Below are 13440 nucleotides of genomic sequence, written 5' to 3' on the forward strand. Positions count from 1 at the left end.
GACCGGCTGTCCTTCCACACCTCGTCGTCCTGCACCAGCGCGGCCAGGCCGGTGCCGTCGCGCTCGAGCGCCTGACCACTCACGACCGCCGTACGGAAGGCGACCATGTCCAGCTCCCCTCCCGCACTCGCCGTCGAGGGCATCGGCAAGCGCTTCTCCGGGGTCACCGCCCTCGACGACGTCTCGCTGGAGTTCCGCTCCGGCGAAGTCCTCGCGCTGATGGGCGAAAACGGCGCCGGCAAGTCGACGCTCCTGCGCGTGCTGTCCGGCGACCAGGGCCCCGACGACGGCCGGTTGCTCCTGGACGGCACCGAGGTCACCTTCGACACCCCGCGCGCGGCGATGGCCGCCGGGGTGCGCGTGATCTACCAGGAACCCGAGATCATCCCGCACGTTTCGGTGGCGGAGAACGTCTTCGTCGGCGAACTCCCCGCGAAGGCCCGGGTGTTCAGCCGCCGCACGCTCACCAAGGCCACGCACGACGCGCTCGTCGAGTACGGCTTCGAAGGCGTCCTCAACCCGGCCACCCTCGGCGCCGCGCTCTCCCCCGCGCAACGCCAGCTCGTCGAAATCCTGCGCGTGCTCACCGCGGCCACCCCGCCCCGGGTCATCGCCTTCGACGAGCCGACGTCGTCGCTGTCGGAACACGAGGTCGAGGCGCTGTTCCGGCTGATCGGGCGGCTGCGCGACAGCGGGGTCGCGGTCGTCTACGTCTCGCACCGGATGAAGGAGATCTTCCAGCTCGCCGACCGCGTCGCGGTGCTGCGCGACGGCAAGCTCGTCGGCGTCCAGCGGGCCGCGGAGACCGACGAGGCCGGCCTGGTCCGGATGATGATCGGCCGCGACCTCTCCGCGCTCGAGCGCCGCGTCACCCAGGACGCCGGGGACGTGGTCCTGAAGCTGGCCGACGTCACGACCGACGACGTCACCGGGATCTCGCTGCAGGTCCGCGCGGGCGAGGTCGTCTGCCTGGCCGGGCTGGTCGGGGCGGGACGGTCCGAGCTGGCCCGCGCGATCGTCGGCGACCTGCCGATCCGGTCCGGGACCGTGGAGCTCGGCGGCAAGCGGCTGCGCGCGCACAACCCGGGTGACGCCGTCAAAGCGGGGATCGGCTTCGCGCCCGAAGAGCGCAAGACGGACGCGTTGCTCATGCAGCGATCCGTACGCGACAACGTCTCCATCGCCGTCCTCGATCGCCTTCGCCGCTTCCGGGTGGTGAAGCGGGCGAAGGAGCGCGCGCTCGTCGAGGAGTACGTACGCGAGCTTCGCGTGCGGACGCCGTCGATGGAGCAGGAAGTCCGGAAGCTCTCCGGCGGCAACCAGCAGAAGGCCGTCCTCGCACGCTGGCTCGCGCGGCGGCCGAAGCTGCTGATCCTCGACGAGCCGACGCGCGGGGTCGACGTCGGCGCGAAGGCCGAGATCTACCGGATCATCGACGGCCTCGCCGCCGAGGGCATCGCGCTGCTGGTCATCTCCTCCGACCTGCCCGAGGTCCTGACGCTGGCCGACCGCACCCTCGTGATGCGCGCCGGGCGCCTGGCCGGCTTCCTCGGCCGCGAAGAGGCGACCGAGGAAGCCGTGCTGACCCTCGCCATCCCCGAAACCGAACCAGCCGTGGACGACGCCCAGGAGATCGGCGCATGAGCACCCCCACCAAGGAAACTTCGGCGCCCGCCGCCGCGCCGCAGCCGTCTGCCGCGCGGCGCGTGCTGACCGGCATCGGCGTCCAGAACTCCAGCCTGATCATCACGCTGATCGCGCTGGTGATCCTGCTGAGCGTGCTGAACGAGAACTTCTTCCGCACCAACAACCTGCTGCTCATCGGCAGCGCGATCACCATCATGGGCCTGCTCGCCCTGGTGCAGACGCTGGTGATCATCCTCGGCGCGCTGGACATCTCGGTCGGCTCGATGGCCGGCCTGGCGTCGGTGATCTCGGCGATGGTGTTCACCTCGACCGGCAACGCCGAGGTCGGCATCCTCGCCGCGGTCGGCGTCGGCATCCTCTGCGGCCTGGTCAACGGCATGATCATCATCTTCGGCCGGGTCAACCCGGTGGTCGCGACGCTGGCCATGCTCGCCACCTACAAGGGCATCGCGCAGGTCATCTCCGACGGCAAGGCGCAGGGCTACACCGGCGGCGACGACCTGTTCATCTTCCTGGCCAAGGGCGCGATCGCGGGCCTGCCGTCGCTGGTGTGGGTGTTCCTGATCGTCGCGGCACTGCTGCACTTCCTGCTCAAGTACACCGACATCGGCCGCAACGTCTACGCCATCGGCGGCAACGACACGGCCGCGCGGCTGGCCGGCATCAACATCAACCGGTACATCATCGGCGTGTACGCGCTCGTCGGCGTGGTCGCGGCGATCGCGGGCGTGCTGATCACCGCCCGCACCGGCTCCGGCCAGCCGACGTCCGGCTCGGAAGGCCTGGAACTGCAGGCCGTCACCGGCGCCGCGCTCGGCGGGACGATGCTCAAGGGCGGCCGCGGGTCGATCATTTCGACCGTGCTCGCCGTGGTCATTCTGGGCGTGCTCGACAACGGCATGTCCGGGCTGGGGATCAACCCGTTCTGGCAGAACGTCGCCCACGGCGCGCTGCTGGTGATCGCGGTCGTGCTGCAGCAGCTGCGCAGCGGGGAACGGCGCGTCGGCCTGCCGGAGTGAACCTCCACGCCCGGATCGTCGACGAACTGGGCAGGCTCATCGTCGAAGGCGTCCTCGGGGACGGGCAGCCGCTCGTCCCCGAGGAGCTCGGCCGCCGGTTCTCCGCGTCCCGCACGGTGGTCCGCGAGGCGTTGCGCGTGCTCGAATCGAAGGGCATGGTCACCGCGCGCCCGCGGGTCGGCACCTGGACGCTGCCGCCCGAGGCGTGGGACGCGATCGACCCGGACGTCATCGCCTGGCGCGTCGGCGGTCCCGGCGGCCGCGAGCACCTGCGCGAGCTCCTCGAGCTGCGGCTGGCCATCGAACCGCAGGCAGCGCGGATGGCGGCGCGGCACCGGCGTCCGGACGAGCTGTCGGCGATGGCGGCGGCCTACGCGCAGATGGCCGACGCGGTCGAGCACGGCGAGGGCGAAGCGTTCCAGGACGCCGATTCGCGGTTCCACGCGGCGCTGATCCGGGCGTCGGGGAACACGCTGATCGCGCAGCTGCAGGTGCCGGTGGCCGCCGCTTTGCGGGCGCAGGGCGAGCCGATGGAGCTGGTGGCCCATTCCCGGGTGCTGACGCTGGTGCTGGCGAAGAACGCCGACGGCGCCGAGTCCGCGTGCCGCCGATTGCTGGAAACCGTTGCGGCGTACCGGTGATCGGTACCTTGACACGGTTACCGGGACGCGCTTCACTCGCTGCGGACGACCGCCGCCATGACCTGTTGAGGAGGACGCTTTTCATGCGTTTCCCGGGAATTCGCGGTTTCGGCGTGCTCGCGGCCGCGGCGGTGGCGGGCGGTCTCTTGACGACCCCGGTGGCGGCCGCCGCGACCTGCACGATCTCCGACGAAATGGTGTCCGCGGGCAACTACTGGGCCGCCAACGGCACCAACCCCGACGCACCGGACTGGCAGAACGCGACGTTCCACGTCGGCAACCTGGCCCTGGTCCGGACCACCGGCCAGTCCAACCACAAGACGTACCCGTGGGCCCAGGCCAACAAGTACCTGCTCCCCGACGACCCGAAACGGCCGTTCTTCCCGGACAACCAGGCCGCCGGCGAGGCCTACCTCGACCTCTACACGTACTTCCACCCGGAAATCCCCCTCGACTCGATCCGCACCCGGATCCAGGCCGAGGTGGCTTCGGTGCAGGCGGGTCACCGCGACTACTGGAACTACGCCGACGCGCTGAACATGGCGATGCCGTCGTTCGCGCGGATGAGCCTGATCGACCACGATCCGTCCTATTTGGACGCGATGGACCAGCTCTTCCGTTCATCGGAACGCAAGCTGTTCAACGAGTTCACCGGCCTGTGGTACCGCGACGCACGGTTCAAGGGCTCGGGCGTGTTCTGGTCCCGCGGCAACGGCTGGGCCCTGGCGGCGCTGACGAAGGTGCTCCAGGTGCTGCCGACCGACGACCCGCGGCGGCCGGAGTACCTGCGCGTGTTCAAGAAGATGGCTTCGACGTTGGCCCTGACCCAGCGGCGTGACGGCTTCTGGAACTCGGACCTGCTGAACCCGTGGAACCACGGCGGCCCGGAGTCCAGCGGCACGGCGTTCTTCGCGTTCGGGATCGGCTGGGGCGTCAACGCGGGCATCCTCGACGCGGCCCGGTTCCGGCCCGTGGTGGACAAGGCGTGGACGGCCCTGTCGACGAAGGCCCTGCAGGCCGACGGCAAGGTGGGGTACGTCCAGCCGGTGGGCGACCGCCCGGCGACGGCTCAGGCGACGGACACGTCGGCGTTCGGCGTGGGGGCGTTCCTGTTGGCGGGCCAGCAGGTGGCGAAGCTGCAGGGCTGTTCGGCTGCCTAGGCCCAAGTGCCCCGATGATGTGACACTTCAGCGTAGGCATTCACCGGGGTCGCCGCGGGCCGGGGCCGACTGAGGAAAGGTGCGGGGCCACACCGGACGCCGGCGCGAGCGCGTTCCTGCTGGCGGGCCAGCAGGTGGCGAAGCTGCAGGGCTGTTCGGCTGCCTAGGCCGAAATGCCCCAGTGATGTGACACTTCAGCGTAGGCAATCACCAGGGTCGCCGCGGGCCGGGGCCGACTGAGGAAAGGTGCGGGGCCACACCGGACGCCGGCGCGAGCGCGTTCCTGCTGGCGGGCCAGCAGGTGGCGAAGCTGCAGGGCTGCTCGGCTGCCTAGGCCGAAATGCCCCAGTGATGTGACACTTCAGCGTAGGCAATCGCCAGGGTCACCGCGGGTCAGGGCCGGGTCCGACTGGGGGAAGGTACGCGCCACGCCGGGGCCCGACGACCGGTGCTCGAAGCGGATCGTCACCCGGCCGTGGCCCACGCCCTGGACCCAGCCCGTGCCGAACTCCTCGTGGACCACGTCGTCGCCCTGGCGCCACTCCGACGGCGGTGGCGCGGGGGACGGCGCCGGGGTGGACGACACCACCGTGGGGACCGAGGGCGCGGCCAGGGAGAACAGCGCGTCCTGGTGGGGCACGGACAGCCCGCTGTAGGCCACCCCCGCCAGGCGGATGCCGCCGAACTCGGCCGGGTCGATCAGCAGGCGCTCCGCCGTCGCCGACAGCTCGGCCAGGTCGTCCGTGGGTGCGGAGATCGTCTCCGAGCGGGTCACCGTGTGCATGTCCGTGTGCCGGAGCTTGATCACCACCGTCCGCGCCACGCGGCCGGCCTTGACCAGCCGCTGGTGCGCGCCCACCGCGATCCGGCGGACCTCCGCCCGCAACGTCGGCAGGTCCTTGATGTCGGTGTCGAACGTCGTCTCGGCGCTGACCTGCTTGGTCTCGGCGCGGCCGGCCACCGGGCGGTCGTCGGCGCCGGTCGCCAGCCGACGGAGGTCGCGGCCGATCACGCCGCCGAGCGTCGCCACGGCGTCCTGTTCGGACAGTGCCGCCAGCTGCCCGAGCGTCTGGACGCCGATGAACCGCAGCTTCCCCTCCGCGACCGGGCCGATGCCCCACAGCGCGCGCACCGGCAGCGGCGCCAGGAACTCGCGTTCGGTGCCCTGCGGGACGACCAGCAGCCCGTCCGGTTTGGCCTCGTCAGAGGCGATCTTCGCGATCTGCTTGCCGTTGCCCGCGCCGATCGACGCCACCAGGCCGGTCTTCGCCCGGATCCGCGCCCGCAGCGACGCGCAGAACGCCGTCACCTCGTCGAAGGAAGCGCCGACCAGCGAAGGCGGTTCGGCGAAGGCTTCGTCGAGCGAGATCTTCTCCAGCACCGGCGCGACCTCGGTGACGACCGCGAACACCTCCTGGCTGAGCCGCTCGTAGACGCGGAACCGCGGCGGCACGATCACGCCGTTCGCCGGCAGCAGCCGCCGGGCCTGGGCCATCGGCATCGCCGAGCGGATCCCGAACGCCCGTGACTCGTAGCTGGCCCCGGCGACGACGCCGCGGGGCCCGGTCCCGCCGACGAGCACGGGACGGCCGGCCAGCGTCGGGCGGGTGAGCTGCTCGGCCGACGCGTAGAAGGCGTCCAGGTCGAGGTGGATCACCCAGCGGGCCACGTCAGTCCCCGCCGGTGGCGTCCAGCAGCCGGTGCAGCGCCTTGGTGTAGCTCTCGAACGCGGCCCGGCCGGCCGTGGTCAGCCGGACCAGGGTGACCGGCGTGCGGTGCTCGTAGGCCTTGGTGATCTCGACGTACCCGGCGTCCTCGAGCTTGCGCAGGTGGGTCGAGAGGTTGCCGGCCGTCATGTCGAGCAGCTGCTGCAGGCGCGGGAAGGTGATCTGGTCGCCGGGGCGCAGCCCGGCGAGGGCGACGGTGACCCGCAGCCGCGCCTGGGCGTGGATGACCGGGTCGAGCTGGGGCAGTTCGCTCATCGGCCGGACTTCTCGCGGACGAAGTAGACGATCGCGCCGAGCAGGAACCCGCCGCCGCCGCAGACGGTGAGCACCAGGAAGTTGTGCGGGTAGCCCACGAGCACGCTCAGCGCGGCCGACACGATCATCCACGCGCCGAGGCCGTACATCAGCTTGTCCTGCCACACCATGCCGCCCGCCAGGTACATCACGCCGGTGAGCAGCAGCCAGGTGCCCGACCACAGCAGCGACACCTGCTCCGACGACAACGACTGGAACTGCGTCATCCGGATGTCGACGACCATCAGCCCGATCGAGGAGAGCGCCCAGCCGTAGCCGTACATCGCGCCGATCGTGCGGGACGGCCCGCGGATCCCGCGGCCGGACCGGATGCTGGTGTAGGTCGTGTAGGCCATCGCGCCCAGGAACAGCAGCGGGACGACGATGGCACCGGCGACCCAGCCGGGAATCGCGAAGCCCGGCTGCACCGTCACGTAGGTGAAACCCCAGCCGACGATCCAGGCGAAGGCCCAGGCGGCCAGCATCCGCGCCGGGCCCCCGCCCAGTTCCCGGCGCGTCCGCTGGTTCTGCCGGGCGATCAGGTTCAGCGACTCCTCGGCCGACATCGGCTCGTCTTCCACCTGGTTCGCCCTCCTCCCGTGCAGACCCCGCAGCACTGCACGGAAGCTAACACGCATCTAGAGCCGCGCCGTGTCCAGCCGGAACCGGCGCAGCACGACCAGCGCCGGCACCACCAGCCAGCCCAGCAGCACGAGCGCCGCCACGAGCATCCCGCCCTGGTGGGCCAGCGGTTCGAGGCCGACCCGGCCGAGCCAGAACGTCGGGAAGAAGTGCGCCACGGTCGCCATCCAGTCCGGGAGCACCCAGAGCGGGATCCACAGGCCGCCGAGCATGCCCAGCGGCATCATCAGCGCGCCGGTGACGGCGCCGACCGTGTCCCCCTTGCCGAACAGGCCGATGGCCAGGCCCAGCACGGCGAACGGGAGCACGCCCAGCCACAGCGACACCAGCACCAGGCCCCACTGCGCGGCGGTCATCTCCACGCCCGTCGCCAGCCCGGCGAGGAACAGCACCACGAGGACCGGCAGCGCCACGGCCATCGCCGACAGCACCTTGACCACCAGGTAGCCGGGGCCGCGCATCGGCGTGAGCCGCAGCTGCCGCTGCCAGCCGTCGGTGCGTTCCTGCGCCACCCGCGTCCCGGTGAACAGGGCACCACCGCTCGCGCCGTACGCGGCGAGGTTGATCATGGTCTGGACGTTCGAGGCCAGGCCGTTCGGCGTCACGAGCTTGCCGAAGATCGAGCCGAACAGCAGGAACATGGCCAGCGGCATGCCGATGGTGAAGATGGTGAACTGCGGGCTGCGGACGATCCGCTTGATCTCCAGGCTCAGGTACGTCGTGTTCACGCGGCGGCCTCCTCGGCGGTCAGCGCCAGGAAGGCTTCTTCGAGGCCCAGCGCGGTGATTTCGATGTCGGACGCCTGCGGGTGCGCCGCGAGCAGGGCGCGGATCGCGGCGTCGGAGTCGGCGCAGGCGAGCTCGGCGCGGCCACCGCGCAGCTGCACGCTCGTGACGCCGGGCAGGTGCGCGAGGTCCGCGTCGGTGGCGCCGGGCACGACGGCCTTGAGCACCCGGCCGGACACCGCGGCCCGGACCTCGGCGACCGGGCCGTCGGCGGCGACGACGCCGTGGCGCATCAGCACGACGCGGTCGGCGTAGTCCTCGGCCTCGGCGAGGTAGTGCGTCGCGAACAGCACGGTCCGGCCGCCGGCGGCGAACTCGCGGATGGCGGCCCAGAACGCGCGCCTGCCGTCGACGTCCATCGCCGCGGTGGGCTCGTCGAGCACGAGCAGCCGCGGGTCGCCGGCCAGGGCCAGGGCGAACCGGACGCGCTGGCGTTCCCCGCCGGACAGCTTGCCGCAGCGGCGTTTCACGAGCTTCTCCAGGCCCGCGCGGGCGATCACCTCGGCGGCCGGCAGCGGGTTCTCGTGCGTCGAGACGATCAGGCCGACGATCTCGCCGACGGTGGCGTCCGGCAGCAGCGCGCCGTTCTGCATCATCGCCCCGACGAGCCCCCGGTCGACGGCGGCGCGCGGGTTGCCGCCCGCGACGGTCACCTCCCCCGCGTCCGGCTTGGTCAGGCCGAGCAGCATGTCGACGGTGGTCGACTTGCCCGCACCGTTCGGCCCGAGCAGCGCGACGACCTCCCCGCGGGCGACCTCGACGGACACCCCGTCGACCGCCGTGACCTGCCCGAACCGCTTGGTGAGGCCGTGGAGCGCGAACGCCGGTCCCCCAGTCATGGCGTCCTCCTTTCGTGGACTTTGTAGCGCAAAGTTGCTGCGCACTTTGTAACACAAAGTCCACGAAGGTTCAAAGCCCCCGGCGTCGGAAACACGAAAAACGGGGTGCCGGGCGCTGGGCCCGGCACCCCGTTTCCGAGGGTTTCCGCAGGTCAGCCGGCGAACCGCCCAGCGCCCTGGGTGGTCGCGACGTCGGCCTTGGCCGCCGCCGGTGCCGTCGGAACCGGCTGGGGCAGCGGGGCGCACTCGACGTCGGCCCCGCGGCCCGGCTTGCGGGCCGGAAGGGCGCCCGTCGCCAGGTAGTCCGCGATCTTGGCGTCGACGCACGCGTTCTGACGCGGGGTGATCGCGTGGCTGGTGCCGCCCGGCTCGGCGATCAGCGACGCGCCCGGGAAGCGGCTGCGGACCTCGAGGCTGCCCTCGAACGGCGTCGCCGCGTCCAGCGTCTCGTCGATCATCAGCACGCTCGGCACACCTCGGCCGTCGATCTTCGCCGGCTTCCCGGCCTTCGCGGGCCAATAGAGGCAGGGCGCGTTGAACCAGGCGTTCTGCCAGGTGAAGTACGGCGCCTTGGCGAAGGTCTGCCAGTTGTCGCGCCGCCACTGGTTCCAGCTCTGCGGCCACTGGACGTCGGTGCACTGCACGGCGAGGTAGACCGCGTAGCTGTTGTCGTCGCCGCGGCCACCGAAGGCCTCGAAGAGCGACTTCCAGTTCTGCCAGTCGCCCTTGTTCACGAACCGGGACAGCGCGTCGCCCAGCGGCGGCCACCGCAGCTGGTAGTAGCTCGCCTGCTGGATGACGTCGAGGATCTCGTCCGGCCCGATCACGCCGCCGGCCGGGGTGAACGACGTCTTGAGCAGCTGTTCGTTCACCACCCGCTGCACCGCGGCCTGAGTCTTGCCGAGGTGGTAGACGTCGTCGTGCTGGGCGACCCAGCCGAACCAGATCAGGATGTTCCGGTCGAAGGCGACGTCCTGGTTGAGGTTGTCGCCGTACCAGACACCGCGCGGGTCGACCGTCGAGTCGAGCACCATCCGCCGGACGTTCTGCGGGTACAGCGAGCCGTACACCTGACCGAGGTAGGTGCCGTAGGAGTAGCCGTAGAAGTTCAGCTGCTTCTGGCCGAGCGCCTTGCGGAGGGAGTCCATGTCCTTGACCGTGTCGGTCGTCTTCATGTTCTCCAGCAGGGCCCGCGAGTTGTTCTTCGCGCAGGCGTCGGCGTACCCCTTGGCGCGGTTCAGCCAGGTCTTCTCCAGCTGCGGGGTGAACGGCACGTACTGCGGCCGGTTGTAGTCCATGTAGTTCTTGTCGCAGCTCAGCGCGGGCTTGCTGGCCCCGACCCCGCGCGGGTCGAAGCCGATCCAGTCGTAGGCGTCGCCGGCGTGGTTCGGGATCCGGGGCCCGCGGGTGGCCAGCAGCAGGCCGGAACCGCCGGGGCCGCCCGGGTTCGTCAGCATGACGCCCTGGTACTGCGCGTCGGGCACCTTGTGCTTGACGCGGCTGACGGCGAGCTGGACCTGCTCCCCGCCCGGCTTGCGGTAGTCGAGCGGCACGCCGAGGTACCCGCATTCGGCACCGGCGCCGGACAGCGTGGCGTCGGTGCACGGTCCCCAGGCGATAGACGCCTGTTTCGCGTCCGGCGCGGCACTTGCGGCCGGCGCGGCGTTCGCGGCGGGCGCAACCACGAGCGCGGACGCCACCGCCGCCGCGGCGGCGGCGAATACGGCACGTCTCACTGATTTCTCCCTTTTCCGGGCGTCTTCGAGCGGAAGAAACCCTAGCCCCGGCAAGGGGTCCGGCGGGACGGCCGAGCACGAACGCCCTACGAAGGGTGGAAATCGGGTGGCGCGGACGTTCCGGGATCCCGTACGGTCGGTTCCATGATCTTCTTCATCCGGCTCCGCCTCGTCTGAGACGGCGTGACCGCCGGGCTCCCCGCCGATCGGGAGAGCCCCTTCACCTGCGCGCCGTCTGGTCTTTCCGGCTTGAAGGAGCACCATGCTGCGCAAACACATCGTCATGGTCGGCTGCACCGCGCCGAGCCACATCTACCCGTCACTGGGCGTGATCGCCGAACTGGTCCGCCGCGGGCACCGCGTGTCCTACGTCGTCGGGTCGCCGTTGGCGTCGCTGGTCGCGCCGACGGGCGCCGACGTCGTCGAGCACCCGACGATCTTCCCGCTCGGCGAAGCGGCCGTGTGGCCGGAAGAGCCGGCCGAAGCCATGCGCGTCTTCCTCGACGAAGCCATCGCGATCCACCCCGGCCTGATCGAGCGGTTCGACGACGACCGGCCGGATCTCGTGCTGTACGACATCGGCGGGCTGGGCGCGCCGCTGCTGGGGTCACGGTACGGCGTGCCGGCCGTCCAGCTGTCGCCGACGCTGGTGGCGTGGGAGGGCTACGACGAAGAAATGGCGCCGGTGATGGACCCGATCAAGGCGTCACCGTCCGGTGTGGACTATGCGGCCACGTTGGCGAAGTGGCTGGCGTCCCACGGGGTTTCGGCGGATCCCTGGGAGTGGCTCGGGCACCCGGCGCAGGTGCTTTCGCTGATTCCCCGGGCGATGCAGCCGTCGGCGGACCGGGTGGGACCGCACGTGCGGTTCGTCGGGCCGTGCCTGGATCCGGCGCGGCTGGCCGATCGGTCGTGGACCCCGCCGTCGTCGGGACGTCCGGTGCTGCTCGTGTCGTTCGGGACGGCGTTCAACGACCAGCTTCCGGTCTACCGGGCGTGCGTCGAGGCGTTCGCCGAGGACTGGCACGTGGTGATGGCGATCGGGAAGCAGGTCTCGCCGGCGTCTCTCGGGCCGCTGCCGCCGTCGGTGGAGGTGGCCGAAAGCGTGCCGCAGCTGGCGGTGCTGGAGGCGGCGTCGGCGTTCATCACGCACGCGGGGATGGGCGGAGCGACGGAGGCGCTGTGGTTCGGCGTCCCGACGGTGGCGATTCCCCAGGCGGCGGACCAGTTCGGCAACGCGGCCCAGCTGGAGGCGCTGGGGGTGGGCCGCCACCTTCCGGCCTCCGAGGTGACGGCTTCATCGCTGCGGGAGGCGGTGGATGAGGTGTCGTCGTCGGCTTCGGTGGCTGCGAGGTTGGCGGAGCTGAAGGCGGAGATCCGGGCTCACGGCGGGGTTTCGTTCGCCGCCGATGCCGTGGAGTCCTTTGTGGTCTGAGCCCTAGGAGGAAGATCCAGTTGTGCGCGATGCCGCCGACGAGGACCACGACCAGCATCGAAGCCAGCACGCCGGCCTCGATGAAGTAGACCTTCGGGTCGGCGAACGGCTCGTCCCGCCACCCGGCGGCGCGCCGCGGCGCCGGACCAGCCCGGACCGGCTTCGGCCGGGGAGATGACTCCCTCCCCGGCCGAAGCCGCCGGTACCGCTTGACCTTCCCTCGGCAGCCCTGGCGGGATTCGCGGCTCGGGCTCGGCAACGGCCGGCTCCGGCACAATCCGCCGCTCAGCCTCCGCAGCAACCCGCTCCGGCTTCGACCCTGGCGCGACCTGCGGCACGGACCCAGCAACGGCCGGCTCCGACGCAATCCGCCGCTCAGCCTCCGCAGCAACCCGCTCCGGCTTCGACCCTGGCGCGACCTGCGGCACGGACCCAGCAACGGCCGGCTCCGACGCAATCCGCCGCTCAGCCTCCGCAGCAACCCGCCCCGGCCCCGGCGCCACCTCCGGCGTGGTCCGCGGCCCGGCCTCGGCGGCGGCGGCCTCCGGCGCGAGTTCCGGCACCGGCGCGGGCTCGACCGCAACCCGATCCGGCGCCGTCACCCCTGTCCGCCCCTCGGCCTCCGCCGCCCAGGCGACCGCCGCCGCGGAGACCGTCCGGCTGTCGTCCGCCAGGCGGCGGATCTCCTCCGCCGTCCTTGCCCTCACCAGGTCGTTGCCCACCCGGTTCAGGCGCTTCAACCCGTCCAGTGCCGTCATCCGGTCCGAAGCGATCGGGCTCGCCAGCCCGTTCCTCAAGTACTCCGGCAGCTGCCACCTCGGGTTCCGCGCCAGCACGATTCGTCACTCCACATCGGACTGGTGCTTCGGCCGCTGCCGGGGCATCTCCGCCACCAGGTGCCTGGTGAACACGGATCGGGCCGCCGAGCCCACCACCGCGTCGCCTTCGAACGAATACTGCGTGGCGTCCGAGGCCGTCAGGACCGCGCGGCCGCGGCCCTGGAAGCGCTCCAGCGTGTGCACGTCCGTGCCCGACTTCGCCAGGCGGCCGGTCGGGAACGCGCCGCTGTAACAGTCCAGCACCAGCACCTTCTGCCGCGAGGGGCAGCCCGCCATCGCGCGGTCGACCAGCTTCGCCGCCAGTACCGTGAACATCAGGCTGTCGCGGCGGGTGTCGGCCATCGCCGCGCCCACCACGTGGTGAGGCTGGTCGACCAGCGTCGTCACCTCGAAGGCCGCGATCGCCGGGTCGCTCAGGACCGCCGCCAGTTCGCGCGCGCGTCCCCGCCCGGTGCGGTCAGGCGTCGCAGGGCCGGGTCGGCGTAGGTCTCCGTCGCGATTAGCAGGGCGTGGCGGCTAGAGCCTGTTTTGATGTGCTGACCAGCGGAACTTCTGGTCGGCATTGTTGGTGCGGCGTGTCTGGGGTCAAATAGACGAGGTCTCCGGTAGACCGATCAACGACCAAGCTGATCAAGAACACCGGAGACCTCGTGCCCAGCCTAGCGGCGACGGGGCG

12 protein-coding genes are annotated in these 13440 nt (G+C 71.2%); 5 read left to right on the forward strand and 7 right to left on the reverse strand.

The window, feature by feature from the left end:
* Window positions 1-105 precede the first annotated feature (105 nt).
* The 4 genes from ACWDN5_RS43015 (at window position 106) to ACWDN5_RS43030 (ending at window position 4467) form a co-directional block, all read left to right on the forward strand.
* Complete coding sequence (locus tag ACWDN5_RS43015) at window positions 106-1644, forward strand: sugar ABC transporter ATP-binding protein (RefSeq protein WP_449680321.1); 1539 nt, start codon at window positions 106-108, stop codon at window positions 1642-1644.
* Entirely contained in the window at window positions 1641-2666 is a 1026-nt protein-coding gene (locus ACWDN5_RS43020; protein ID WP_310976038.1) for an ABC transporter permease, read from the forward strand. The genes ACWDN5_RS43015 and ACWDN5_RS43020 overlap by 4 nt, the downstream gene beginning before the upstream one ends.
* Window positions 2663-3307: a FadR/GntR family transcriptional regulator gene (locus tag ACWDN5_RS43025; RefSeq protein ID WP_449680322.1), complete on the forward strand. Its 645-nt coding sequence runs from the start codon at window positions 2663-2665 to the stop codon at window positions 3305-3307. Before ACWDN5_RS43020 ends, ACWDN5_RS43025 begins: the two co-directional genes overlap by 4 nt.
* Before the next feature lie 83 nt (window positions 3308-3390).
* Window positions 3391-4467, forward strand: a complete 1077-nt coding sequence (locus ACWDN5_RS43030; protein ID WP_449680323.1) for a glycoside hydrolase family 88 protein — start codon at window positions 3391-3393, stop codon at window positions 4465-4467.
* A 361-nt stretch (window positions 4468-4828) separates the two neighbouring features.
* Here the strand turns inward: ACWDN5_RS43030 and ACWDN5_RS43035 are convergent, their stop codons facing one another.
* From ACWDN5_RS43035 to ACWDN5_RS43060, 6 genes are all read right to left on the reverse strand, one after another.
* A complete protein-coding gene (locus ACWDN5_RS43035) occupies window positions 4829-6136 on the reverse strand; it encodes a DNA polymerase IV (RefSeq protein ID WP_449680324.1) in 1308 nt (435 codons plus the stop codon).
* Between the two features lies 1 nt (window position 6137).
* Window positions 6138-6449 (reverse strand): winged helix-turn-helix domain-containing protein, encoded by a 312-nt coding sequence (locus ACWDN5_RS43040; protein ID WP_449680325.1) that lies wholly within the window; start codon window positions 6447-6449, stop codon window positions 6138-6140.
* Window positions 6446-7069 (reverse strand): hypothetical protein, encoded by a 624-nt coding sequence (locus ACWDN5_RS43045; protein WP_449680326.1) that lies wholly within the window; start codon window positions 7067-7069, stop codon window positions 6446-6448. Before ACWDN5_RS43045 ends, ACWDN5_RS43040 begins: the two co-directional genes overlap by 4 nt.
* A 57-nt stretch (window positions 7070-7126) precedes the next feature.
* Window positions 7127-7858: an ABC transporter permease gene (locus tag ACWDN5_RS43050; protein ID WP_449680327.1), complete on the reverse strand. Its 732-nt coding sequence runs from the start codon at window positions 7856-7858 to the stop codon at window positions 7127-7129.
* Window positions 7855-8754: an ABC transporter ATP-binding protein gene (locus ACWDN5_RS43055; protein ID WP_449680328.1), complete on the reverse strand. Its 900-nt coding sequence runs from the start codon at window positions 8752-8754 to the stop codon at window positions 7855-7857. Before ACWDN5_RS43055 ends, ACWDN5_RS43050 begins: the two co-directional genes overlap by 4 nt.
* A gap of 152 nt (window positions 8755-8906) precedes the next feature.
* The gene (locus ACWDN5_RS43060) at window positions 8907-10490 is read right to left on the reverse strand and encodes an alpha/beta hydrolase (protein ID WP_449680329.1); all 1584 of its coding nucleotides are present in this window, start codon (window positions 10488-10490) and stop codon (window positions 8907-8909) included.
* 262 nt (window positions 10491-10752) lie between these two features.
* Between ACWDN5_RS43060 and ACWDN5_RS43065 the strand changes: the two genes are divergently transcribed.
* Window positions 10753-11925: a macrolide family glycosyltransferase gene (locus ACWDN5_RS43065; protein ID WP_449680330.1), complete on the forward strand. Its 1173-nt coding sequence runs from the start codon at window positions 10753-10755 to the stop codon at window positions 11923-11925.
* 842 nt (window positions 11926-12767) lie between these two features.
* Here ACWDN5_RS43065 and ACWDN5_RS43070 read toward each other — a convergent pair.
* Window positions 12768-13151 (reverse strand): hypothetical protein, encoded by a 384-nt coding sequence (locus tag ACWDN5_RS43070; protein WP_449680331.1) that lies wholly within the window; start codon window positions 13149-13151, stop codon window positions 12768-12770.
* Window positions 13152-13440: the final 289 nt, after the last annotated feature.

Source organism: Amycolatopsis sp. NPDC003731, from assembly GCF_053586895.1.